Source organism: Mesorhizobium sp. WSM4822 (genome assembly GCF_055811155.1).
This window is the reverse complement of the sequence record NZ_JBVVQM010000007.1, coordinates 240,652-264,131: the sequence shown is the minus strand read 5'-3', so window position 1 is coordinate 264,131 and position 23,480 is coordinate 240,652. Positions and strand designations below refer to the sequence as shown.

The 23,480-nt window shown below is 60.8% G+C and carries 28 protein-coding genes and 1 pseudogene; 19 read left to right on the top strand and 10 right to left on the bottom strand.

Going from position 1 to position 23,480, the window contains the following annotated elements; translation table 11 throughout:
• The first annotated feature begins 1 nt into the window (after nucleotide 1).
• The 4 genes from cbbX to gph are packed head-to-tail and all read left to right on the top strand — an operon-like array spanning nucleotide 2 to nucleotide 2,964.
• Nucleotides 2-940, top strand: a complete 939-nt coding sequence (gene cbbX / locus AC0L3E_RS18270) for a CbbX protein (protein WP_128288647.1) — start codon at nucleotides 2-4, stop codon at nucleotides 938-940.
• 60 nt (nucleotides 941-1,000) lie between these two features.
• Entirely contained in the window at nucleotides 1,001-1,687 is a 687-nt protein-coding gene (gene rpe / locus AC0L3E_RS18265; RefSeq protein ID WP_128309087.1) for a ribulose-phosphate 3-epimerase, read from the top strand.
• Nucleotides 1,688-1,708: 21 nt separating this feature from the next.
• Nucleotides 1,709-2,266 (top strand): thioredoxin family protein, encoded by a 558-nt coding sequence (locus tag AC0L3E_RS18260; protein ID WP_127327538.1) that lies wholly within the window; start codon nucleotides 1,709-1,711, stop codon nucleotides 2,264-2,266.
• Nucleotides 2,263-2,964: a phosphoglycolate phosphatase gene (gene gph, locus AC0L3E_RS18255; protein ID WP_473605296.1), complete on the top strand. Its 702-nt coding sequence runs from the start codon at nucleotides 2,263-2,265 to the stop codon at nucleotides 2,962-2,964. Before AC0L3E_RS18260 ends, gph begins: the two co-directional genes overlap by 4 nt.
• Before the next feature lie 47 nt (nucleotides 2,965-3,011).
• Here gph and AC0L3E_RS18250 read toward each other — a convergent pair whose 3' ends face one another.
• Complete coding sequence (locus AC0L3E_RS18250) at nucleotides 3,012-3,392, bottom strand: c-type cytochrome (protein WP_127321093.1); 381 nt, start codon at nucleotides 3,390-3,392, stop codon at nucleotides 3,012-3,014.
• 363 nt (nucleotides 3,393-3,755) lie between these two features.
• Here AC0L3E_RS18250 and AC0L3E_RS18245 point away from each other — a divergent pair, with 363 nt between their 5' ends.
• The 6 genes from AC0L3E_RS18245 (at nucleotide 3,756) to AC0L3E_RS18220 (ending at nucleotide 8,502) form a co-directional block, all read left to right on the top strand.
• Nucleotides 3,756-3,965, top strand: coding sequence for a hypothetical protein (locus tag AC0L3E_RS18245; protein WP_127269602.1), 210 nt, complete (start codon nucleotides 3,756-3,758; stop codon nucleotides 3,963-3,965).
• Nucleotides 3,966-3,998: 33 nt separating this feature from the next.
• A complete protein-coding gene (locus AC0L3E_RS18240) occupies nucleotides 3,999-4,985 on the top strand; it encodes an ABC transporter substrate-binding protein (protein WP_127327540.1) in 987 nt (328 codons plus the stop codon).
• Nucleotides 4,982-5,806: an ABC transporter permease gene (locus AC0L3E_RS18235; RefSeq protein ID WP_473605295.1), complete on the top strand. Its 825-nt coding sequence runs from the start codon at nucleotides 4,982-4,984 to the stop codon at nucleotides 5,804-5,806. The genes AC0L3E_RS18240 and AC0L3E_RS18235 overlap by 4 nt, the downstream gene beginning before the upstream one ends.
• Complete coding sequence (locus AC0L3E_RS18230) at nucleotides 5,775-6,515, top strand: ABC transporter ATP-binding protein (RefSeq protein ID WP_032900692.1); 741 nt, start codon at nucleotides 5,775-5,777, stop codon at nucleotides 6,513-6,515. Before AC0L3E_RS18235 ends, AC0L3E_RS18230 begins: the two co-directional genes overlap by 32 nt.
• A 34-nt stretch (nucleotides 6,516-6,549) precedes the next feature.
• Nucleotides 6,550-7,521 (top strand): quinoprotein relay system zinc metallohydrolase 2, encoded by a 972-nt coding sequence (locus AC0L3E_RS18225; protein WP_473605294.1) that lies wholly within the window; start codon nucleotides 6,550-6,552, stop codon nucleotides 7,519-7,521.
• 117 nt (nucleotides 7,522-7,638) lie between these two features.
• The gene (locus AC0L3E_RS18220; protein WP_127321097.1) at nucleotides 7,639-8,502 is read left to right on the top strand and encodes a quinoprotein dehydrogenase-associated SoxYZ-like carrier; all 864 of its coding nucleotides are present in this window, start codon (nucleotides 7,639-7,641) and stop codon (nucleotides 8,500-8,502) included.
• Nucleotides 8,503-8,626: 124 nt separating this feature from the next.
• On the opposite strand, the gene AC0L3E_RS18215 is transcribed toward AC0L3E_RS18220, so the two are convergent.
• Nucleotides 8,627-8,980 carry a hypothetical protein gene (locus AC0L3E_RS18215; protein WP_127269861.1) on the bottom strand — a complete coding sequence of 118 codons (354 nt, stop codon included), beginning with the start codon at nucleotides 8,978-8,980 and terminating at the stop codon, nucleotides 8,627-8,629.
• An 812-nt stretch (nucleotides 8,981-9,792) separates the two neighbouring features.
• Here AC0L3E_RS18215 and AC0L3E_RS18210 point away from each other — a divergent pair.
• The 8 genes from AC0L3E_RS18210 to pqqE all read left to right on the top strand — a co-directional run bounded on the left by AC0L3E_RS18210 (nucleotide 9,793) and on the right by pqqE (nucleotide 17,210).
• On the top strand, nucleotides 9,793-11,568 hold the full coding sequence (locus AC0L3E_RS18210) for a methanol/ethanol family PQQ-dependent dehydrogenase (RefSeq protein ID WP_372337995.1): 1,776 nt from the start codon (nucleotides 9,793-9,795) through the stop codon (nucleotides 11,566-11,568).
• A 176-nt stretch (nucleotides 11,569-11,744) separates the two neighbouring features.
• Complete coding sequence (locus AC0L3E_RS18205; protein ID WP_127327544.1) at nucleotides 11,745-12,269, top strand: c-type cytochrome, methanol metabolism-related; 525 nt, start codon at nucleotides 11,745-11,747, stop codon at nucleotides 12,267-12,269.
• Nucleotides 12,241-13,134, top strand: coding sequence for a substrate-binding domain-containing protein (locus AC0L3E_RS18200; RefSeq protein WP_127267402.1), 894 nt, complete (start codon nucleotides 12,241-12,243; stop codon nucleotides 13,132-13,134). The genes AC0L3E_RS18205 and AC0L3E_RS18200 overlap by 29 nt, the downstream gene beginning before the upstream one ends.
• On the top strand, nucleotides 13,131-13,691 hold the full coding sequence (locus tag AC0L3E_RS18195; protein WP_473605293.1) for a PQQ-dependent catabolism-associated CXXCW motif protein: 561 nt from the start codon (nucleotides 13,131-13,133) through the stop codon (nucleotides 13,689-13,691). The genes AC0L3E_RS18200 and AC0L3E_RS18195 overlap by 4 nt, the downstream gene beginning before the upstream one ends.
• 414 nt (nucleotides 13,692-14,105) lie before the next feature.
• Nucleotides 14,106-15,044 (top strand): pyrroloquinoline quinone biosynthesis protein PqqB, encoded by a 939-nt coding sequence (pqqB, locus tag AC0L3E_RS18190; protein WP_128308619.1) that lies wholly within the window; start codon nucleotides 14,106-14,108, stop codon nucleotides 15,042-15,044.
• Nucleotides 15,041-15,799 (top strand): pyrroloquinoline-quinone synthase PqqC, encoded by a 759-nt coding sequence (pqqC, locus tag AC0L3E_RS18185; protein WP_128308620.1) that lies wholly within the window; start codon nucleotides 15,041-15,043, stop codon nucleotides 15,797-15,799. Before pqqB ends, pqqC begins: the two co-directional genes overlap by 4 nt.
• Nucleotides 15,796-16,092 (top strand): pyrroloquinoline quinone biosynthesis peptide chaperone PqqD, encoded by a 297-nt coding sequence (gene pqqD, locus AC0L3E_RS18180; protein WP_128308621.1) that lies wholly within the window; start codon nucleotides 15,796-15,798, stop codon nucleotides 16,090-16,092. Before pqqC ends, pqqD begins: the two co-directional genes overlap by 4 nt.
• Nucleotides 16,089-17,210, top strand: coding sequence for a pyrroloquinoline quinone biosynthesis protein PqqE (gene pqqE / locus AC0L3E_RS18175; RefSeq protein WP_128308622.1), 1,122 nt, complete (start codon nucleotides 16,089-16,091; stop codon nucleotides 17,208-17,210). The genes pqqD and pqqE overlap by 4 nt, the downstream gene beginning before the upstream one ends.
• 19 nt (nucleotides 17,211-17,229) lie before the next feature.
• Here the strand turns inward: pqqE and AC0L3E_RS18170 are convergent, their stop codons facing one another.
• The 4 genes from AC0L3E_RS18170 to AC0L3E_RS18155 all read right to left on the bottom strand — a co-directional run bounded on the left by AC0L3E_RS18170 (nucleotide 17,230) and on the right by AC0L3E_RS18155 (nucleotide 20,783).
• Nucleotides 17,230-17,850, bottom strand: coding sequence for a hypothetical protein (locus AC0L3E_RS18170; RefSeq protein ID WP_128308623.1), 621 nt, complete (start codon nucleotides 17,848-17,850; stop codon nucleotides 17,230-17,232).
• Nucleotides 17,851-17,925: 75 nt separating this feature from the next.
• On the bottom strand, nucleotides 17,926-18,891 hold the full coding sequence (locus tag AC0L3E_RS18165) for a DUF3592 domain-containing protein (RefSeq protein WP_473605292.1): 966 nt from the start codon (nucleotides 18,889-18,891) through the stop codon (nucleotides 17,926-17,928).
• Between the two features lie 119 nt (nucleotides 18,892-19,010).
• A complete protein-coding gene (locus tag AC0L3E_RS18160; protein WP_128309474.1) occupies nucleotides 19,011-19,619 on the bottom strand; it encodes a class I SAM-dependent DNA methyltransferase in 609 nt (202 codons plus the stop codon).
• Nucleotides 19,620-19,772: 153 nt separating this feature from the next.
• Nucleotides 19,773-20,783 (bottom strand): glycoside hydrolase family 25 protein, encoded by a 1,011-nt coding sequence (locus AC0L3E_RS18155; RefSeq protein WP_372337994.1) that lies wholly within the window; start codon nucleotides 20,781-20,783, stop codon nucleotides 19,773-19,775.
• On the opposite strand from AC0L3E_RS18155, the gene AC0L3E_RS18150 reads away from it, so the two are divergent.
• Nucleotides 20,671-20,946 carry a hypothetical protein gene (locus AC0L3E_RS18150; protein WP_245470199.1) on the top strand — a complete coding sequence of 92 codons (276 nt, stop codon included), beginning with the start codon at nucleotides 20,671-20,673 and terminating at the stop codon, nucleotides 20,944-20,946. The two genes, AC0L3E_RS18155 and AC0L3E_RS18150, sit on opposite strands and share 113 nt — an antisense overlap.
• 72 nt (nucleotides 20,947-21,018) lie before the next feature.
• Here AC0L3E_RS18150 and AC0L3E_RS18145 read toward each other — a convergent pair whose 3' ends face one another.
• From AC0L3E_RS18145 to AC0L3E_RS18130, 4 genes and pseudogenes are all read right to left on the bottom strand, one after another.
• Entirely contained in the window at nucleotides 21,019-21,807 is a 789-nt protein-coding gene (locus tag AC0L3E_RS18145) for a phosphodiester glycosidase family protein (RefSeq protein ID WP_473605291.1), read from the bottom strand.
• Between the two features lie 76 nt (nucleotides 21,808-21,883).
• Entirely contained in the window at nucleotides 21,884-22,756 is an 873-nt protein-coding gene (locus tag AC0L3E_RS18140) for an undecaprenyl-diphosphate phosphatase (RefSeq protein WP_127321898.1), read from the bottom strand.
• 188 nt (nucleotides 22,757-22,944) lie between these two features.
• Complete coding sequence (locus AC0L3E_RS18135; RefSeq protein ID WP_013532087.1) at nucleotides 22,945-23,142, bottom strand: hypothetical protein; 198 nt, start codon at nucleotides 23,140-23,142, stop codon at nucleotides 22,945-22,947.
• A gap of 186 nt (nucleotides 23,143-23,328) precedes the next feature.
• A pseudogene (locus AC0L3E_RS18130) lies at nucleotides 23,329-23,445 on the bottom strand (GFA family protein); the annotation flags it as partial.
• Nucleotides 23,446-23,480 lie beyond the last annotated feature (35 nt).

Here is a 23,480-nt window from a genome sequence, read left to right as displayed (position 1 = left end):
CATGCTGAACGCGATGACCAAGGACGCTGCCGCACAGGACGCGACGGTTGATCTGCAGGCCGAATTCGAGGCGTCCAACATCGACGAGGTCATGGACAAGCTCGACCGTGAACTCGTTGGCCTGAAGCCGGTCAAGACTCGCATCCGCGAGATCGCCGCTCTCCTCCTGGTCGACCGGCTTCGCCGCAAGTTCGGGCTGACCTCGGGCGCCCCGACGCTGCACATGAACTTTACGGGAAATCCCGGCACCGGAAAGACCACCGTGGCGCTGAGGATGGCCGAAATCCTGCATCGTCTCGGCTACGTCCGCGAAGGCCACATGGTCGCCGTGACGCGCGACGATCTCGTCGGCCAGTATGTGGGCCACACCGCGCCCAAGACCCGCGAGGTGATCAAGCGTGCCATGGGCGGCGTGCTTTTCATCGACGAGGCCTACTATCTCTACAAGCCCGAGAACGAACGCGACTACGGCCAGGAATCGATCGAAATCCTGCTGCAGTGCATGGAGAACAACCGTGACGATCTGGTTGTGATCCTTGCCGGCTACAAGAACAAGATGGACCGCTTCTTCGACAGCAATCCCGGCATGCGTTCGCGCATCGCCCATCACCTCGATTTCCCCGACTACGGTGTCAGCGAACTGAAATCGATCGCCGAGATTATGCTCGCGGAGCAGAATTATCGCCTCAGCGAGGCGGCGTCCCGTGCGCTCGAAGAGTATCTTCCGATCCGCATGAGGCTGCCGCATTTCTCCAACGCGCGTTCGGTCCGCAATGGGCTCGACCGGGCGCGGCTGCGGCAGGCCAACCGGCTTTTCGCATCGCGCAGCCGGGTGTTGACCAAAGCCGATCTTATCACCATCGAGGAATCCGACATCCGCGGCAGCCGCGTGTTCGCGGAAGGGAAACTCGAAGGCGAACCGGAGACGAAGATGCGCTGACGGGATGGAGCCGGCTGGCGCAGCGACCAACACCCGCAGACAGAATTGGAGACGACGACCATGGTCACCAGGACAATCATCGCACCCTCCGTGCTTTCCGCGGATTTCTCGCGGCTCGGCGACGAGGTCGAAGCTGTCGTGCGGGCGGGTGCCGACTGGATCCATCTCGACGTGATGGACGGCCATTTCGTGCCCAACATCACCTTCGGTCCGCCGGTGATCAAGGCGATCCGCGGCCGAACGGACAAAATTTTCGACTGCCATCTGATGATCGCGCCGGCCGACCCCTATCTGGCCGCCTTCGCCGACGCCGGCTGCGACATCATCACGGTGCATGCCGAGGCCGGGCCGCATCTCGATCGTTCCCTGCAGGCGATCAAAAATCTCGGCAAGAAGGCCGGCGTATCGCTGAATCCTTCGACGCCGGAGAGCGTCATCGAGTATGTGCTCGACAGGCTTGACCTGGTGCTGCTGATGACGGTCAATCCAGGCTTTGGCGGCCAGGCCTTCATTTCCGCGGTCATCGAGAAGATCAGGCGAATCAAGGCACTGGTTGGCCACCGCCCGATTGACATCGAAATCGATGGCGGCGTCACGGCCGAAACCGCCCCGCTGGTCGCCGCGGCCGGGGCCAATGTGCTGGTCGCCGGGTCGGCCGTGTTCAAGGGGGGCACCGAGGCGGCTTATCGCGCCAACATTGGAGCCATCCGACAGACGGCCGACGGTGCGATCCGGAAAGCCGCGTAAACAATTCCATCGGAGGCAAGCATGGCGGCCGTCCCCCCTGTCTGCGATTTCGGCTGGCGCGCCATCGATGCCGTTTTGCCTGGCGTCGACGGCAGGTCGCATTCGATCTTCAGCCAGGCCGGCCCGAACGGCCTGGTCGTGGCCTTCATCTGCAATCACTGCCCTTATGTGAAGGCGGTGATTTCACGTATCGTGCGCGATGCCAACGATCTCAAGGCCGAAGGTATCGGCTTTGTCGCGATCAACTCAAACGATGCCGACACCTACCCGGAGGATTCCTTCGACCAAATGAAGCTCTTCGCCACGACGAACGGCTTCAGCTTCCCTTACCTACACGACCACCGCCAAACTGTGGCGCGCGATTACGCAGCCGTGTGCACTCCCGATTTCTTCGGGTTCAACAGCGAGTTGGGACTGCAATATCGCGGTCGGCTGGACGCCTCGCGACGAGAAGCCGGAGCGCCCGGGCTGAGACGCGACCTGTTCGAGGCGATGAAGCAGGTTGCCCGAACCGGCGACGGGCCGCTGGACCAGATCGCCTCGATCGGCTGCTCGATCAAGTGGAAGGATGCCGCATGAACGTCGGCGCAGGTAGGCCGCTTCGATCGCCGAAGGCGATCCTGTTCGATCTCGACGGCACGCTGGTCGACTCGGCACCGGACATAGCGGCCGCCGTCAACGAACTGCTGGCCAGTCGCGGTCTGCCGCCGCTGCGCCTGGATCAGGTCACGGCCATGATCGGCGGCGGCGTCAGGAAATTGATCGAGCGAGCCTTCGCGGCGTCGGGAGCGCCACTGCTCGGCAACGCTCTCGATGAGGCCAACCGCGTCATGGCGCCTATCTACCGCCGGCATCTGACCGGCCTGACAAGGCTGATGCCTGGAGTCAGGGAGGCTCTCACCCACTTTCATTTGTGCGGAGTAAGCATGGGGGTGGCAACCAACAAACCGCAGTTGGCGACCCGCGAAATCCTGCTTCATTTCGGATTGACGGAATATTTCGGCGCAATCGTTGGCGGAGACGCGGTGACATACCTGAAACCGGCGCCCGACGCCCTGCTGCTGGCGTTGGCACAGCTTGGGGTCGACGCCGGCGACGCGCTGCTGGTCGGAGACAGTGGCGCCGACCTGGGCGCCGCACGCGCCGCCGGCATGCCCGTCATTCTGTTGCGCGGCGGCTACAGCCACATTCCGGTGGAAGAGCTTGGCGCCGACCTCGTTTGCGACAGCCTTTTCGATCTGCCTTCGGCCATGCAGAGGCTGCAAGCCGATGCGTGATCAAGGCGTCCGCCGGCCGAACGCAAATTCGAACGGCCGGCTGCGCTCTATTTCGAGAATTGCTTCAGATAGGCAATGACATTGGCGATGTCTTCGTCCTGCTTGAGGCCGACAAACGCCATCTTCGTTCCTTTGATCATGGCCTTGGGATCGTGAAGATAGGTCTTCAGCGAGGGCTCATCCCATTTGACGCCGGATTTGCCAGCCGCGACCATCGCCTGAGAATAGCTGAACCCCGGGTGTGTCCCAGCCGTTCGGCCTATGACGCCGTTCAACGACGGGCCGACCTTGTTCTTGTCCTGGTCGGCGGCATGGCAGACCTTGCATTTGGCGAAGACCTTCTCACCAGCCGCCGCATCCTGGGCCTGGGATTGGCTCGCGATGAAGGGCACAACGGACATGACTGCGAAAAATGCGATTGCGCGCATGGTATTTCCTCATTGATCGTCTGGGTGCCCTGGACGATTTGCGCATGCCGATCCTTTGATCCGTCTGCATGCGCCTTACGCGGTGGAGTGGAATATCCGCTTCTCCCGTGGAGCCGCGCCGCGTGGCTCAGAAGCTAATTGGCATGTTGTGAAAGTCAATCGTACAAAGGTTTAGAGGCCTGGGTGCTCAAGAGACCTGTCCATTCGTCTTTGTTGACGGCTATCCGGCGAGCGCGTAGCTTGACCTCATTCCGGTTTCTCCATTGGCACCTCGGGAAATCCGGCAAGCGGTGATTTTGTCCTCGCTCCTGGTTGGGCTGGGCTCGCCGATATGGGCGTTTGGGAACGCGCAAGAGGTGCTGAATGGACATGGTCGATCTCATATTGACGGTTTGCCTCAGCGCCAATCCGAGCAATTGCCGAGACGAACATCTCTATTTCGAGAGCCGCGGCACTCTGTTCCAATGCATGATCCTTGCCCCCAGCGAAATCGCGAAATGGTCTCAAGAACACCCGAACCTCAAGGTCATGCGCTGGAAATGCGCATTTCCGAGCAAGGAACGAGCCATCTGATTTGGCTGCGCGGAACCCTGGGGAGGAGGTGTCATGATGGTTTCACGGCGCATGACGCTGCGTCTAGCGGTTCTCGGGACAGCCGCTGTTCTTGCTACCAGGCCGGTCGTTGCGGCAGCCAGGATTCGCCTCGGTGTGCTGAAGTTTGGAACCGTGAGTTGGGAACTCGATACGCTAAGGCGGCACAAATTCGATGCCGCCAACGGGATCGATCTGGAGATCATCGACTTCGCCGGCGAGGATGCAACCAACGTCGCGATGCTGGCTGGCGCGATCGACATGATCGTCTCCGACTGGCTATGGGTCTCGCGCCAGCGCTCCGAAGGCGGTGACGTCACATTGACCCCCTATTCGACCGCCGTGGGGGCGATCATGGTGAAGGAGGACTCGCCGATCCGGACGATCGCCGATCTCAAGGACAAGAAAATCGGCGTCGCCGGCGGCCCGCTCGACAAGAGTTGGCTGCTTATCCAAGCGCTGACCAGACGCGATCTCGACGTCGACCTGTCGGCAACCAGCGACATCGTCTTTGGCGCGCCGCCGCTGATTTCGGAAAAGGCAATACAGGGCGAACTCGATGCGGTGCTGAATTTCTGGCATTTTTGCGCCCGTCTCGAGGCCAATGGCTTCCGTCGACTGATCGGCGTGAACGACGCGGCAAAGTCGCTCGGGGCTCTGGGACCCGTTTCGGCCCTCGGTTACGTCTTCCATGACCAATGGGCAAACGAGAACCCGGATGCAGTCAGGGGTTTCGTGAGGGCGTCCGCGCAAGCCAAGGACTTGCTGGCCAGATCCGATGACGAATGGCTGCGCCTGGCGCCGATCATTCGCGCTGAAGGCAAGGAACTGGAAAAACTGCGCGATCGCTACCGCCAGGGCATTCCCAGACGGTCGGTCGCCGAGGAAGCGGCCGACGCCGGCAGGCTATACCATGTGTTGGCGGCGGTCGGCGGCGCGAAACTTGTCGGCAGCGCGCCGGAAATGGCGCCCGGCACGTTCTGGCAGGATCCCCGGAAATGACCGCATTGGGGACCGACGGCACGCGTGATGCTCCGCCGAGCATGTCCGGCCGACGCAGTCTGGCGACGGCACTCATGCCCGCGCTGACCGTAGCGGTCTCCCTGCTCGGGCTTTGCCTGCTGTGGAACCTTGCGGCAAGCGTCTGGCCAAGCCGTGCCTTTCCAGGGCCTCGGCAGGTCTGGCAGGTGCTTCTCAGGGAGGCTGCGAGCGGCGACCTCTTTTACCATCTCGGCGTGACTCTCGGCCGGGTCGCCGCGGCATATATCGTCGCCATGATCGTCGGATCCGTCATCGGCGTTTTGCTCGGCAGCCATCGTCGCGTCGACCGCTTTTTCAACCCATGGGTGATCCTGTTCCTCAACATCCCGGCGCTGGTGGTCATCGTCCTCGGCTACATCTGGTTCGGCCTCAACGAGGCGGCGGCGATCGGCGCGGTGGCGGTGAACAAGATCCCGAATGTCGTGGTGACGATGCGCGAAGGCGCCAGGGCGCTTGATCCAAGTTACGCCGAAATGGCCACCGTCTATCGCTTCGGCCGCCTTGAACGCATCCGCCATATCCTGCTGCCGCAATTGCAGCCCTATCTTGCCGCCGCGTCGCGATCCGGCATCGCCCTCATCTGGAAGATCGTCCTGGTCGTCGAACTGCTCGGCCGCTCGAACGGTGTCGGCTTCCAGATCCATCTCTATTTCCAGCTCTTCGATGTCGCCGCCATCCTTGCCTACACGCTGGCTTTCGTGGCGGTGATGCTTGTCATTGAACTCCTCCTGGTGCAGCCCGTTGAACGACATGCAACCCGTTGGCGCCGTCGTCCCGCTTAAGGTCGACATCGCCGAAAAGACCTTCAGGTCCGCGCGAGGCGTCTCGATCACCGCGCTTCAGGACCTTTCCTTCGAGGTCCGGCAAGGCGAATTCGCCTGCTTGCTGGGACCGTCGGGCTGCGGCAAAACCACGACGCTGCGTATCCTGCTTGGCTTGGACAAAGACTTTTCCGGCTCCTTTCAGTTGCCGCAAGGAGGTTCGAACCGCATCGCCGCCGTATTCCAGGAACCGACCCTGCTGCCGTGGCGAACGGTGGAACAGAATGTCAGGCTGGCGTTGCCGAAAAGCTTGAGAGCGAAAAATCTGGACGGGCTGTTCGACACGCTCGGCCTCGCCGGCATGCGCTCGCTCTATCCTGCCGAACTGTCGCTCGGCCTTGCGCGCAGGGCAGCACTTGCCAGGGCTTTCGCCACCGAGCCGGCGGTGCTTTTCCTGGACGAACCTTTTGTCTCGCTCGACGAACAGACCGCCGAGCGGCTTCGGCATCTGCTTTTGACCGTGTGGTCGGCACGGCCAACGACCGCCTTGATGGTGACGCACAATCTACGCGAGGCACTGATGCTGTCGGACCGCATCATCGTGCTCGCGCCACGGCCAACCCATGTGCTCGGCGTGTTCGACGTACGGTTGCCACGGCAACATCGCAATTCGCAGGTGATGAGCGACCTCCTGCGGTCGTTCCATCATAGATTTCCGGACGTCACCTGATCGCCTGCTGGCGAAATGCATATCGGAGGCCTTCATGTCGGTTGATCGGCTAAGACGCAGGCTTGTGAGTGGCTTCACCTGCACCGCTGCCAGCGCCGCCTTGCTGCCATGCTGCCTCGGACGAGCCGTTCTGGCCGCAGGCGCCAGCTTGCGGTTCTCGACCACGCAAATCGCCGACGGCGTCTTCGCCTTCCAGGGCGCGGATGAATTGATGACCGCCGCCAACAACGGTGCGATCTGCAATCTGGGCGCCGTCATCGGCACCGATGCGGTTGCCGTGATCGACAGCGGTGGCAGCCTGATCGAGGCACAGGCCTTTCTCGCCGCGATCGGAAAGCTGACAGCAAAGCCGGTTCGCTTCCTGGTCAACACCCACATGCATCCCGACCATATCTTCGGCAATGCGGCATTCCGGAAGATCGGCGCGACCATCGTCGGTCACCGCAATCTGCCGCGTGCTCTCGAGGCGCGTGGAGCGTTCTATCTGCACAATTATCGCGAACAGCTTGGCGAGGCGTTGATGGAGGGGATCGAGATCGTGCCGCCGACAATGCTGGTCGACGATCGCCTGCAACTCGACCTCGGCGGGCGCATGATCGAACTGCGGGCATGGAAGGCGGCGCACACCGACAACGACCTGACCGTATTCGATACCGCGACCAGAACGCTCTTTGCCGGCGATCTCGTGTTCATGGGCTCCTTGCCGACGCTCGACGGATCACTGCTTGGATGGCTCCGCCAGATGGATGCGCTCACCGCGATCGACGCCACGCGCGTCGTTCCAGGTCATGGTCCTGTAACGGCCGACTGGCCACAGGCGCTGGCGGGGGAGCGACGCTATTTCGAGATTCTGGCGCGCGATATCCGAAAGGCGATCGCCGACGGAACGCCGCTGCGCGAAGCAGTCAAAACCGCTGGCGAAACCGAACGGGATAATTGGCACCTGTTCGACGACTACAACCAGCGCAACGCAACGGCCGCATTTGCCGAACTCGAGTGGGAATAGACGATGCCGACATGCGTCCAGCAGCTGTAAGGCACGGCGATTTGCCAAGGCGTCGCCAAAGGCTTATCCTCAACGCCAGCCTGGGCACCACCTCTCTGCATTGGTGGAGGCATCGAAATGCAAAATCACGTTTACTCGAGCCGGCAGCTCGCTTTGCCGCTCGCATCCGTTTTTGTCGCGATCATCTTGGCCATCGGCACGCTGCTCGGTTCCTCCGGAACCGCCAGCGCACAGCAAACAACCGCGTCCTCGGACAGAATCTGGCATGACTTGAAGGGCGACGTGTTCGGCGATCGGGCAATTCTGGTCGATACCGGCGTCGTCAGGATCGAAGCGCCGAAGCGGGCGCAGGATGCCGCCATCGTGCCCGTCGACATCTATCTCGATCCAGCCAAGGCGCCGGACGGCATCAAATCCGTTACCCTGATCATCGATGCCAACCCTGCACCGGTGGCGGCAACGTTCCAGCTCGGCAAGGATGCCGGCGTGACGCATCTGTCGACGCGCGTGCGCGTCAACGACTATTCCTATCTGCGTGCCATCGCTGAGACGCAGAGCGGCCAGCTCCATATGATGCAGACCTTCGTTAAGGCATCAGGCGGATGCTCCGCCCCTGCGGTCAAGAACCAGGACGAGGCCAACGCGACGATGGGTCAGATGAAGCTGCGCCAGTTCCCGCCCAAAGAGACGATGACCAAGACTGAGGAACTGCAGTTGATGATCCGGCACCCTAACAATTCGGGCCTGCAGCGCGATCCGCTGACCCAGTATTTCATACCGGCGCATTTTGTTCAGAAACTGTCGATCTCGCAAGCCGGCCGGCCGATCCTCTCCATGGAAGGTGGAATATCGATTTCGGAAGACCCCAATTTCCGGTTCGATTTCACCGTGCATGGCAACGGCGAAATCCAGGTGGAAGCGACCGACACGGATGGCAAAACATTCCGCAATCAGTGGCCCCTGGAGACAGCAGGTCTCTAAAGTATCCCTCTTGCGCCGTAATGCCGGGTGCTTGCCAGCTCGATCCCCGAAGTGAAGCTCATTTCGGGAGGATCATGTCCAGGCAAAGGATGGAACTCTATCCGGCTTGCGGAGGGAGCAGGCTCTAAAAGCAGCGCACGTCGGCTTCCGACTGCGCACGCTTCAATTCGGTACGGGCGGCCTTCGCCGGTGCGCTTTCGCGAAACAGCCCAGCGTTTTCGCCTGTGGTCAAAGACATACTCTTGAAAGTCTCGGCCCTCTCATAGTGGTCGTACGGAAGGATCGAGGCGATGACGTCGATCGAGCAGGAACAGCTTTCCAGCGCCTTACGTGTCTGGCCGTTCGTCTGCATGCAGCCGAGCACGTAATCGGCAATCGTTGCTGTCGGGTAATCTCCCGCGGCGCCCGCCGGGTTTGCGAAGGCCAGCGGCGCGGCCAGGAGCAGCGGCAAGGTCGAAAATCCAACATATCTGATCATGGGAAAACCTCCGGTTAGCCTGGGCGCGATGTGCCAAGTCGGGATCACCGTGGCAGTTGGCAACGAGCCGCAGAGTCAGTCAAGCGCCCATGGCTTCCGTATACGACCAAAGGAGGAATGCGGTACTCATCGACCGTGGTTCCGCATGGCGGCCTGATGGCCCGCTCCACACCCCAACTCCAACGATCATCTCATGCTTGGCCCACTATCGATTCCCCATGCAGCACGTAGATGGCCAGGCCGGGACCTCGAAGTGAATACCGCTAAATAAAATCCTTGCTTAGGTGAAATGTAAAACTCAAAAAATAATCAAATTTTATGCGGCCAACCGTTACTTAGCTAGTAGAAATACTTTATCTAACAAATACCGTCCTAGTTATTTCCTTATATTGCACCGCATCATTTACGATATTGCGGTGCAAAAAGACACCCAGGCTTTTTTGCTTGCCTAGCGTTTTGCGATGACATAGCCTCACCCTGTTTCCGGCTTCAAGGGCGTCACCGTCATTAGGGAGCGGCGACAGTCTTTCGTAGGCCAAGGTGAGGTGGGCAGTAACGGTGCCCTCTGCACATCTGGCTTAGGTCGTGACACGCTGCCGGAAATATTTCCCCCCCGTGAATCGCTTGGGCAAGCCCTTGTGGGCTCAGCAAATGATTCATCACTATGAACCTCGGGAGGAATTCGGATGCGTGTACTTACGAAAGCTACCTATATTCTAACCACTGCGGCGTTTCTGTCGCTCGGCGCGGCCTATACGGCGTCGGCTAACGAGGACCTTGCAAAGCTGGCTTCGGATTCGAAGAACTGGGCAATGCAGACGGGTGACTACGCCAACACCCGCTATTCCAAACTCAACCAGATTACTGCGGACAATGTGAAGAACCTGCAGGTCAAGTGGACCTTTTCCACCGGCGTGCTACGAGGCCACGAGGGTGGACCGCTTATCATCGGCGATGTGATGTATGTCCACACGCCTTTCCCGAACAATGTCTTTGCGCTCGACCTCAAGAATGACGGGAAGATCCTCTGGAAATACGAACCCAAGCAGGATCCCAACGTCATTCCGATCATGTGTTGCGATACGGTCAATCGCGGTGTTGCCTATGGTGACGGCAAGATCATTCTCAACCAGGCCGACACCACGGTCGTCGCCCTCGATGCGAAGACCGGCAAGGTCGTCTGGTCGGTCAAGAACGGTGACCAGACCGATGGCGGCAAAGGCGAATCCGGTACGGCTGCCCCCGTCGTCGTCAAGGACAAGGTGCTCATCGGCGTCTCCGGCGCCGAATTCGGCGTTCGCGGCTGGCTGGCCGCCTACAATCTGAAAGATGGCAAACTCGCCTGGAAAGCCTATTCGGAAGGTCCGGACGCAGACACCCTGATCGATCCCGAAAAGACCACGCATCTCGGCAAGCCGGTGGGCAAGGACTCCGGCACGAACACTTGGGAAGGCGAGCAGTGGAAGACAGGCGGCGGCACGACATGGGGATGGTATTCCTATGATCCCAAGCTGAACCTGGTCTACTATGGCACCGGCAATCCCTCGACGTGGAACCCCGTACAACGCCCCGGCGACAATCGCTGGTCGATGACGATCATGGCCCGCGATGCGGACACGGGTGTTGCCAAATGGCTCTACCAGATGACCCCGCATGACGAATGGGACTATGACGGCGTCAATGAGATGATCCTCGTCGACGGCATGGAGGTCAACGGCGCCAAGCACGATGTGCTGGTGCATTTCGACCGCAACGGCTTTGCCTACACCATGGATCGCGCCAGCGGCGACCTTCTCGTCGCCAAAAAATACGATCCGTCAGTGAACTGGGCGACGGAAGTCAACATGGACCCAAAGAGCGATCAGTATGGCCGCCCGCAGGTCGTGGCGAAATATTCGACCCAGCAAAACGGCGAAGACACCAACTCGACCGGCATCTGCCCGGCCGCGCTTGGAACCAAAGACCAGCAGCCGGCCGCCTACTCGCCGAAGACCGGGCTGTTCTATGTCCCGACCAACCATGTCTGCATGGACTATGAGCCTTACAAGGTAAGCTACACCGCCGGTCAGCCCTATGTTGGCGCCACCGTGTCGATGTACCCGGCCCCTGGCGGCGACGGCAGCATGGGCAACTTCATTGCCTGGGATGCAGCCAAGGGTGAGATCGTCTGGTCGAAGCCCGAGATGTTCTCGGTGTGGTCTGGCGCGTTGGCCACGGATGGCGACGTCGTCTTCTACGGCACGCTCGAAGGCTACATCAAGGCGGTCGATAAGGACGGCAAGGAACTCTACAAGTTCAAGACCCCGTCCGGCATCATCGGCAACATCACGACCTACGAGCAGGGCGGCAAGCAGTACATCGCCGTTCTGTCGGGTGTTGGCGGCTGGGCAGGTATTGGCCTGGCAGGCGGCCTGCTTTCGCCTGATAACGCCGCTGCCTGGCATGGCGCCGTCGATCAGGGCCGTGCCCAAGGCGATGAGGCCGCCGTCGTTGGCACCGCTGGTCTTGGTGCCGTCGGTGGCTACGCGGCACTTGCCGACTACACGACGCTGGGCGGTCAGCTCACCGTCTTCGGTCTCCCGGATTGATGCGCTGGGAACCTTGAGAACGCCTCAGGTCTTGTGAGACCAAAGGCTTGAAGAACGAGAGCCCGGATCATCCGGAAGCCATGGCCGGGCTCTCGATTCGGTTACGCACCCAAAACACCGATCAATGCCGGTCGCGCCAGCAAAACCGTGTCCATTGGCAAATGAAGGAAGTTTGAATGTCCGTTCGCATTGTAATTTCGGCTTTGGTCCTGGCTCTGCTGCCTCTGGCAAGCTCAGGCGTCGCCCAGGCCGACGACAGCATGGAAAAAGCCAAGGCGGTGAAGGAAGAAGGCGGCAAGTATTTGGATGCGGATGGAAATCCGACCTACAAGATCGAAAACGGAACCGTCGATTGGTACACGTTCAGCGGCTACCGCCGGTATCACTCCGATTGCCATGTCTGCCACGGACAGGATGCAACAGGTTCGAGCTATGCGCCGGCTTTGGTCAACAGCCTGAAAAACATGGATTACGGCACGTTCCTCTCGATCGTCGCCGAGGGCCGCAAGAATGTCGGCGGCGGCAAGGAAAACGTCATGCCTGCCTTTGGCGACAACAAGAATGTCTATTGCTACATGGACGACCTCTACATCTACCTGCGCGCGCGCGCAGATGGCGCGGCGCCCCGCGGACGGCCGCCCAAGCACGAAGACAAGGCCCAGGCGGCGAAGGATGCCGAAGCATCCTGCATGGGTGGGTGACATGATTGGCCGCGATGCATTGAAGCTGCGCGTCGTTCTGCCGATCCTCGGCACGCTCGCCTTGCTGCCGTCGAATGCGCATGCGCAAAGCGCCGGCCTTGGTGCGGCGGGAGAACTGGTCGACCCCGACATCTTGCGCGTCTGCGCCGATCCCTCGAATATGCCCTTCACCGACAAGAGCGGCGAAGGATTCGAAAACAAGCTGGCAGAGCTGGTTGCCGCGAAAACCGGGCGCAAGTCCGTCTCCTACACCTGGTTTCCCACGATCACCGGCTTCGTGCGCAATACGTTGGGGGCCAACCGATGCGACATCATCATGGGCTATGCCCAGGGCGATGAGCTGGTGCAGAACACCAACGCCTACTATCGCTCCGCCTATGTGCTTGTGCATCCGAAAAGCCACGATATGGAAGGCGTGGAAACGATCGAGGATCCCAGACTCAAGGGCAAGACGATCGGCGTCGTTGAAAGCACGCCGCCAACCGCCAACATGGCCGCCAACAAGCTCCTGCGGACCGCCAAGATCTATCCGCTTGCGGTGGATACGCGCGTCACCCCATCCATGGGGGAGGTCATGATCAAGGACATGCTGGCACACAAGATCGATGCGGCGGTGCTGTGGGGACCGATGGCAGGTTACTATGCCAAGGAACTCGGAGCTGATGTGACGATCGTTCCACTGGTGAAGGAAAAAACCGGCTCGCGCATGTCTTACCGCATTACCATGGGCGTACGTCCGTCCGACCAGGAATGGAAGCGGACGCTCAACCGGGTGATCAGGGAAAACCAGGCGGAGATCACCAGGATCCTGCTGAGCTATAACGTGCCGCTGATCGACGAACACGACAACCTGATTACCCAATGAATGGAAGGGAGACTATTTTCTTGCTGGTCGCCGCGAGCCTTCTGGGTCTGACCGAGCCGACATGGGCTGGCGATATCGCCGAACCCAGCGGTTTCCGGATGGACGACTATCGGGCGCCGGTGCCGCGGACGCTGCAAGGCGCGAGGGTGGTGACGACGGTGGAAGCGGAAGCGCTGTGGCGGGCGAAAAAGGCGATCTTCTTCGACGTGATGCCGGACACGCCCAAACCGACCAATTTGCCGGCAGGAACCATATGGAGGGACAAGGTCAGAAAGGACATCCCAGGCAGCATATGGCTGGCCAATGTGGGATACGGCGCTATTTCGCAGGAGACCGCCAGCTATTTTCGCCAAGGCCTCGAGGCCAAGGCCGGGACGGACAAGTCGCGCGCGATTCTGTTCTACTGCATGACGAATTGCTGGATGTCGTGGAATGCGGCGAAACGGGCCGTCGAGTGGGGCTACAGTTCGGTAATCTGGTATCCGCTCGGCGCTGATGGGTGGGAAGATGCAAACCTTCCACTGGAGGAGAAGAAACCCTACACAAGGAACAATTGAAGTAAGGACTGCAATTATTCTCGATAGTTTGTTTTCAACTTTTCAAAACCTATTGTTTCATTTGTCCATTTTGAGACTTGATGGACGAGCCATTGCGTCGGTGCCCTGCAATGGTTGGCTAACGACAGGATCGGTCCCTTCGGGCTGGTATAAGAGGAGAAATGTCATGAAGAAGAACTGGAAAAAACCGACCATGTGTCAGGTTGCCGCTGGCTTCGAAATTTCACGGTATCTGCCTGCTGAAATTACTCCCAAGAAGTAGGCCGCAGAGGTGCGCGTCCCTGGCGACAGGGGCGCGCATCCCCTCGCCCCATGGATTTTCGTGAAAGATTTTGACGCACGCAAAGCGCGCGAAGCGTTTTTTGTGACTGCAAATTGCCTGCAGGTCAGAGAAGCCGGCGCGCGGGCATTTTCATGCATTTGAGGATCATCGGATCGGCGGCGGGCGGCGGCTTTCCGCAATGGAACTGCAACTACCGTCTGAGTCGTGCGGCTCGCACCGGCATGGCCGGGGTGCATTCACGAACCCAGTCCAGTATCGCCGCCTCCGCGGACGGGTTCGGCTGGGTTCTTTTCAATGCCTCGCCCGACATTCGCCAGCAAATCGCTGCAACACCTGAACTGCAGCCTGTGGGCGATGCGCCGCTGCGCTCCACGCCTATTCGCGCGGTGGTGCTGACCAACGCCGATGTCGATCATATCGCTGGACTGCTCAGCCTGCGCGAGCGGCAGCCTTTCGCCATCTATGCAACGGCGCAGGTTCTGGCGACGCTGGAGGCGAATTCGATTTTCAACGTTCTCGATCCAGCGCTTGTGCCGCGGCGCATCCTGCCGCCGGCGAAAGAATTGGCCATTTGCGACGCAGAAGGCCGCGAGACCGGCGTAATGATCGAGCCCTTTCCAGTGCCCGGGAAGATAGCACTCTATCTGGAGGATAGAGACCATCCGGATGCCAATTTCAGCGCCGACGCAGGTGATACGATCGGAGTCCGAATTGCCGGCATCGGCAGCCGCGGCTCCGTCTTCTATATTCCGGGCTGCGCGCGCATCGATGCGGCCTTGCGCACGCGTCTCACCGATGCCGCCTGTCTTCTGTTCGACGGCACGGTCTATACCGACAACGAGATGATCGTCGCCGGCGTCGGTCAGAAAACCGGCGCGCGCATGGGGCATCTGGCGATCTCGGGAGAATCGGGTTCGATCGCCGGCTTGGCCGATGTGAAGGTCGGCCGCCGTGTCTTCGTCCACATCAACAACACCAACCCCATCCTTGACGAGAACTCCGCCGAGCACGCGGCGGTCAAGGCGGCCGGCTGGGAAATCGCAAGCGACGGTATGGAGATGGGATTTTGAGCGACTTCCGCGATGCAGCCAAAGGCGGACTCTCCACGAGCGCTCTCGAAGCCGTGTTGAGGCAGGTTGGCGCCGAGCGCTATCACAATCGCCATCCCTTTCACCACAGGATGACCAGCGGCGCATTGTCGAAGGCCGAGATGAAGGCCTGGGCGCTGAACCGCTATTGCTATCAGGCGGTCATCCCGCGCAAGGATGCCATGATACTCGTGCATGCCGAGGATCCAGCGTTTCGCGCCGCGTGGCGCAAGCGGATCGAGGATCATGACGGCGAGGACGGCTGGAGCGGCGGTATCGCGCGCTGGCTGCATCTGGCAACTTCGCTCGGCCTGGACGCCGAGGCCGTGAAGAGCGAAAGGCTGGCACTGCCGGCGACGCGCTTCGCGGTGGACGCTTACCTTTCCTTTTGTACAAACCGGACGTTGTTCGAGGCGGTCGCGTCCTCGCTGACCGAGATGTTCTCGCCACTCATCATCGGCGAGCGGGTGCCGGCAATGCTGGCCAAATACGACTACATCACCGAGGACACGCTGGCCTATTTCAGGCAACGGCCCGAACAGGCCTCACGTGACGCCGACTTCGCCCTCGTCTACGTGCTCAGCCACGCCGATACGGCGGAGCGCCAGCAGCAGGCAATCAATGCACTGGTGTTCAAATGCGATATACTCTGGGCCATGCTTGATGCGCTTCAACACGCCTATGGCGAGCAGGGAAACATACCGCCCGGCGCCTTCCAGCCCGAGGCAGCCCTATGATGGCGCTGCGCGAAAGAGCCGTGGTGTCGCTGCGGTCGATACCTTCGCTGCCGAAGCACGTGCGCATACAGTACGATTCCGTGCGGCAGGCATTCGCCGTGCTTTCACCCGAAAAGATATTCTGGCCGAACGATGTCAGTCTCGATATTTTGCGCCGCTGCGATGGACGGTCAACGGCAGGCGATATCATTGCTGGCCTTGCCGCGGATTATGAGGCCGAACAGGAGGCCGTGGCGACCGACGTCATCGCCTTCCTGCAGGAATGGTCGGACAAGCTGCTGGTGAGGCTATGAGCACGCCCCTCCTCCCTCCAATCGGCATGCTGGCGGAACTGACGCATCGCTGCCCGCTGCAATGCCCTTATTGCTCCAATCCGCTGGAACTGCTGAAGGCCAATCGCGAACTCGACACTGAGACCTGGCTCGCCCTGTTCTCGGAGGCCGCCGATCTGGGAGTGCTCCAGGTGCATCTGTCCGGTGGCGAGCCGACACTGCGCCGCGACCTCGAGCAATTGATCGCCGGGCTTGCGGGGCGCGGCGTCTACACCAATCTGATTACCGCGGGCGTTGGCATCGTCGAGGGCCGTATCGAGGCATTTGCCGAAGCCGGCCTCGACCATCTGCAACTGAGCTTTCAGGGCGCGCGTCCGGCGACCACCGATCGCATCGGCAACCACAAGGGCGCTCACGAAAAGAAGCTGGAAACGGCACGCCGCGCGCGCGCTGCCGGTCTGCCTCTTACCATCAACGCACCGATCCATCGCCATAACATCGAGGAAGTGCCGGAATTCATCGATCTCGCCCTTTCGCTGGGCGCGGAGAGGCTCGAGATCGCCAATGTGCAGTATGCCGGCTGGGCGTTGACCAATCGCGACCAACTGATGCCCGAGCGGGAAGCGGTCGACAGGCAGGCGGAGATCGTCGCGGAGGCACAGGAGCGGTTGGCCGGCATCATCAACATCGATTTTGTGACGCCGGACTATTTCGCGATCTATCCCAAGCCGTGCATGGGCGGCTGGGCGCGGGACGCCTTCATGGTGACGCCTGACGGCACCGTACTGCCCTGCCATGCCGCACAGACGATCCCGTCGCTCAGCTTCGAGCGTTTCGAACCACGCAGGCTGTCCTCGATCTGGGCCGATTCACCGGGGTTCAATGCCTTTCGCGGCACGGACTGGATGCAGGAACCCTGTCGCGGCTGTGAGCGGCGCGAGATCGACTGGGGCGGCTGCCGCTGCCAGGCGATGGCGATCGCCGGCGATGCCGCTGCAACGGACCCGGCTTGCGCGAAATCGCCGATCCATGCTCGCATGGCAATGCTGATCGACGAAGCCAAGCGCATTGCCACAGCCCCTTCGAGAGAAGAATCATTCGTCTACCGGCGGATCGGTGCCATGACCGAATCCGTCTGACCTGGTGAGAAAGCGCTTCTCACCCCCTCCGGAAAACGCGAAGCGTCTGCTCGTCAAACAATGGCTCGTCCTGGCCGATGCGCACAAACAGAAGCCTGTGCCCCTCACCCGCCGGCACCTCGAAATACTGGATGCCGTCAGGCATTTCACCCCAGTCGCCGCAGGGCGGTTCGGGAACCTCGTCGGAACTGGCAAGCGCTTTGAGTTCTTCCGCATAGGAGGCGTCAGGGCTGAATGAGTAGCGTTTGACGCCTGCAGGCTCCGTGCCCTGCGTGTAAGGCGTCAGCACACAGCGGGCGCTGACGGCCTTTTCGGTCTTTTCCAGGAACAGGCGACGCAAAGCAGCCTCAGCGGTTTCACCTGATATGATGTCGAACAGTTCGACGAGAGGATCGGCCGCGCCGCCGTCGCTGTATTTGATGGCAAGCGCGTTGTCGGCGAATTCGAAATGAATCTGGCGGAAGCCGAAGTCGCAGCGTTGCGCCCAGGCGGCCAGCCCGATATTTTTGTCAGACAACCTTTCCCAGACGCATTTGTCGATCGGCGAGCGCGACGGCGCCGGCTCGTCTGCCATCGCGGACATTGTCGCGGATGCAAGCAGGGCGCAGGCCCAGATGATCGATCTCATGGCGCTATTCATCGCTGCATCCTGTTTAGGTAAAGGCATCCCATGAGGAGCCGTCTGGATTGGCATTGGGGAAGTCGGCTGGCACGCTCAAACCAGCCCGAGCAGAAAGGCCGCGCCACCGAGAAAGCCTGCCGAGCAGATCCATAGCAGCCAAAGCCCCCGGACCCGGCATTCGAGCACCGCCGAGCCGGGGTTGGCGGGGTCATAGTGGACGTCGACCTTGCTGCCTTCGACATACTGCCGTGCCTGGCCGCCGACGAGGCCCGGCAGCGAGGCAGTCACGGTGGCGCCGAAGGCCACACGATCGGCGCTGTAGCGCTGGCCAGCGACGCCATAGGAGTAGACGATTCGGGATTTGAAGACGGTGCGCCAGCGGCCATAGCCTGAATGGTTTCGGAGCGCCTGCAGACCTGAAGTGTCGATGCGGCCAACCACGATCGGCCATTTTGCCGCCTGCTCGGCCAACGCTTTCTGGGCGAAACCCATGCTCAGGATGAACAAGCCCATAAAAAGCAGCAACGCCGCGGCACCGAGATTCTGCGGCTTGGGCAAATGCGGCCCGATCGCTTCCAGAACACCGCCGACGGAAAACACCAGCACAACCGCGCCGATCGCCAATCCCGCCGAGAGTTGGACCATGAACTTGAAGGCGCCGTCCGGCAGGGTGCGCTCGATCACCGCTTTGCTCGGATCGGCCGGATTGTAGAAGACAGTCACGTCCGCGCCGCGGGGAAACTGGGCAAGGGTTTCAGCGACTTCGAAATTCCCCAGATTTTCCTTCACGCTGTAGCGCGAGCTTTGAAATTTCTTGCCGCCGATCTTGTATTCGAAGGTGATCGCCGGAAAATTGCGCATTTCGGTGGTGTCAGTGCTGTCCGAACCAACGCCCGAGTTTCTGACCTCACGTGCCTCGACGCGCGAGGAAATGATCTTTCCCGGCGTCGGCAGCCAGCGGCTGAGTGCCTTCACCTCTCGCCATTTCATGAAGGTGATGAACGACAGCGCGCCCGCGACCACGCAGGCAAAGCCGACAAGCATGATCTTGAGTTCCAACTCGTCTCCCCCCAGGAGTGCAGGAACCTGCACATAGACAGCAAGGCTGCGGCAATGTCTTGCTTATTCGCAAAATCTGAAAAGGTTGAGCAGCGCAAACGGCAACAGCCCACGCCGCGTCATGCAGGCTTCACGGCCAGGAACGTGTTCCATTCTTCGCTATCGCGGCCGACGTTGAAATCGTCCCTGATGAGGACGAGCCCGGCGCCTTCGAGACGGGCCGCGAAGTCGTCCCTGCGCCAGTAGACCGTATGATATTCGCCTGATGTCTCGCCGTCGCCATTGCGCATCGAGACGAGAAAGGCGCCGCCCGGCCGCAGCGCCCCGGCTATCTTGGCAAGCACCTGGTCGGTCTCGTCGCGAGGCACATGGATGAGGACGCACAGGGCCAGAACTGCGTCGTAGGGGCCGCCGAGATCATCGGTGATGAGATCGAGCAACTCGCCATGCTTGCCACGCGCGGCCTGCAGTTCCAGGAACCGCTTGGTCGCGTCGGTGCGCCGGACTTTGACACCCAAACTCTCCAGAAAATCCGCGTCGTATCCGGCTCCGGACCCGACTTCCAAAATCCGGCCGCCTGTGCCGGCAATCGCCACCAGGCGCTTCAGCGATGCCTGCTCCTTCACGTTGGGGACATGGCGCACGATGGCATCATATTGTTCCGCATAATCCTCGTAAGCGCTGATCGTTTGACGGCTCTGCGCCAGAGCCTCCGATGACACACCCATCTTTCCTCCCATGCGTCCATGTCGGTCAAAGAGCCGGACACTTTCCTCAGCCAATGCTGCCGGCCGAAGCGTGTCCATCGAGCAGTCCGATATCGCGCTTGCCCAGACCGCGGGCATCAGGCAGAGCGGAGCGCGCCGGGACTGACGACTGTCTCAGTTGGCGTCGGCTACAGTCTGCCGGCCGCCGGCCCAGGCGCGCCATTGCCGTTCGTCGCCATGGAAGACATTGAGGTCTATGCGGCCGGTGACGCCGTGCGACAGGCCGGAGCCGGAATACTGCCAGAACAGCCATTTGCGGCCGGGATAGACCTTTGACGGATGCTGGGCCACGGCACGCAGCCAGAACGGATAGTCGAGGAATTCGCCCCTGAGATTGTCGCGGTAGAAATCGGGCGCGGTGTAGATGATGGGACGTTGGCCGTAATGCCGCTCCAGCTTGTCCATGAACACCTGCATCTTTTCCAGCACCTTTTCGCGCGACGGCCGCCGCTTGCAGCTGGACTCGCCGTTCCATTCGACGTCGATCACCGGCGGCAGTGCGCCTTCGACCCTGGGCACGTTGCGGATGAACCAGTCCGCCTGCTCGCCGGCCGTGCGGCACCAGTAGAAGAAATGGTAGGCGCCGCGCTTCAAGCCGGCGGCGTCGGCGCTGCGCCAGTTTTTCATGAACATCGGATCGAGGTGGTCGCCACCGTCGGTCGCCTTGATGTAGGCGAAGTTGGCGCCCTGGGCCCGCAATTTGTCCCAGTTGACGTTGCCTTGCCAACGCGAGACGTCGACGCCGTGCACTGCAAGCCGGCGAGGCGAACCCTTGCCGAAATTGATCGGCTTGGCGTCGCGAAATCCGTAACGGGTGAGCGGCCCGGCCAGCATGGCCGGTGCCGCGCGGGTCAACAGCTTGGGCGGCGACACCAAGGCTGCCGGCTCGACCGGCAGCCCGCCGACATCAGGCACTTGGGGATCAGGCACGTCGGGTGCGGCAAACACCCCTGTCTCTTCCTCCTCCGCCAAACCGAACGGGCGCGTTTTTTCCCCCGGACCGTTGTCAGACATGGGAGCCAATCCGGCCCTTGCCGCTCTGTTGCCCCTTGCCGCCGGAGCAGCGGCGATCGGTGCCGGCGGCCGGATCACGGAACTGGTGGTCTCGTTGGACGGTTTCTGCAAATCCAGCGCGTCGACGCCGGCCGTCGACGAGCAGCCGGCAAGGCATAGCGATGCGATCAAAAAACTGACGACGCCCGGAATCCGCATCTGGACCTGTACTCAAAACACAACAGACCGAGGGCAAAACGACAGCCGACGGACAAACCGGATCAGTTATGAATGAGAAATTACCAATAAAGTTTGAATCAAGTTTTTTTCGCCCATACCGCGTGCGGGTAAGCGCGATGGAAACCGGCTAGGATTTTTTGAAAACGCCGATCATCGGCCCGAGATTCCAATAGTCGTCTTTGCGGCCGATGGCAGGCGCAAACAAACTTGATATCGTGCCGTCGAGGAACAGCGCGTTGTCGCAGCCGAGCGCATCGCGGAACAGACGGGCGAAGGCATGGAAGGTCACCGTGCCATTCGAAATCGCAAAAACCGCGACGCCGTCCTTTCGCACCCCGACACCGTCGCGGGTTTTCCGTGAAGTGCCGTCGGCCTGGAATTTCGGATGCAGCTTGCCCTCGATCACCAGCATCGGCCCCGATTGCGTCGCATAGTCGACGGTCGGGCGCCTCTTCACGAAATCCCGAGTGGCACGGACCGCGGCCTTGCCGTCGCGCATGTAGAAAATGCCGTTCGGCTGCAGGGAAAAATTGCCGCTTCCCGATCCCGTTTTCACCGAGGCCATCTCCTGGCCACGCTCGACATAGAGGCCGACCGGCGCGAGGTTCGGGTGATACATACCGGCATTGATGCCGAACAGCATGGTGCGCCCTGCCGCCTGTTGCGTGGCATGCAGATTGTGCAGCGACTGAAACGGCTTGCCCGCCGCATCCTTCCAGAACAGCTCGAGCTGATATCGTTTTGGATCGACCTCGCAAACGAGATAGCTGGTCGCCTCGAAGGTGAAGTCCCGGCATGGCGGCAGTGAAGCGGTCCACTGGCCAAATCCCATGCCAAATGCCGCCACCGACGGCAGTGCGCCCTTGGCCAAGGCCAGCAGCAACGGCAATGATTGCAGGAGGGTCAGGAAATCCATGTGCTTACCGGAATCGAAGTTCGAGGTCCGGTACGGATATAACCTGTTTCAAGCGAGACTGTGAAAGGCTCTGGACTTAGGCAAGCCATCCCATGGCGACGCTCAATAACAAGACGATGCCGAGCAGGCCGCGATAGATGACGAACGGCCAGGCCGAGAAACGCTCCAGCACGTGCATCAGCCCCCATATGGCGAAGAAGGCGGAGATCGACGCAACGACCAGCCCGACAGCAAGCACCGACCAGCCATGGGCGTCGAGATGGACCTTGTGCAGTTCCCAGAGTTCCTTGAGGCCGGCGAGCGCGATGGCAGGCAGCCCGAGCAGGAATGAGAAGCGCGCCGCCTCAGCCCGCTTGAAGCCGAGCCCCAATGCCGCCGTCAGGGTCGAGCCCGAGCGCGACACGCCGGGGACAAGCGCGCCGATCTGGGCAACACCGACGAGCAGCGCATCGGTTAGCGACGCACCCCCCATGCTGCGCCGGTGACGGGCAAAGATCTCGGCCAGCGCCAGCAGGATCGCCATTGCGATGCAGGCCCAGCCGATCACCGTCAGGCTGCGTAGCGGCGAATTGCAGGCGTTGAGCACGCCCGACAGCGCCACGCCGGCGATGACGATCGGGATCGTCGCCAGCACGATCCAGAGCGCCAGCTTGAAATGCCGGTCGGCGAAATCGCGTCGCGCCAGAGCGTCGAACGAACCAAACAGGATATTCCTGACATCACTCCAGAAATAGCTGACCACCGCGGCAAGAGCCGCGAGTTGCATGGCGGCGGAGAAGGCGGAGCCAGGATCCTGCCAGCCGAGCACGGCCGGCACGATGCGCATATGGGCGGTCGAGGAAATCGGCAACAGTTCGGTGATGCCTTGCACCACGCCGAGGAACGCCACCTTGGCGAACCCCAGGCCGACGAAGCCCGTATCCAGGCCTTGTGTGCAGATATCGGCCAAAATCGAATTCCGTGCATGAGAGATCGGAGTTGCGTGGACCGACCATCGGTCAATCCCGGGCAAGCCTTATCGTCATGGGCCGGATAATCAATTTACGGATTTGTAAGCTGGCGTGCCGAAGTGCACGCCGTTCGAAACCGGCCCACCTTGGAGCCGGCTTGAGATACACAGCGAAAATCGCAAAGCGACTACGGGCAGAGCCAGAGTTTCTGGCATGTCCTGGCGATCACATGCGCCGGCGGCACTTCGGGCTCATCGGTCGAAGGCCGGCGAGCCCGTTCGAGCAGCATGCGCACCTGTTCGGGGCGCACACGATCGCGCTCCATCACAAGCAGGACCATCGGATCGCTCAAAAGCTCGTCCAGGGTGCTGATGCTGTCGTTCATCCGTCGTCTCCTCGAATGCCGTACCCGCGACCCATAAATAGGGAGACAATGATGGCCCGCCAATGACGCTTTGCCGGCTATCTCGTGTCGATTTGGATTAAATTTTGGCCATGCTTGCGCTCTCCCTTGGCCCTTGGCGCTGCGCGTCGATCCACTTCCTTCCACAACAAGGGGAGAAGGGAAAAATTAGCCTGGCGGAGGGGCGCCTTCGTATTTCGGCAGGCTGTCATCGAGCACCACCCAGGGCTGCTTCGAGCCCGTGAAAATATGCATTTGCGGCTTGAAAACCGTGGGATCGTCGAGCCATGCGAGTGGGGTGAAGCGATGACGCCGAAAGC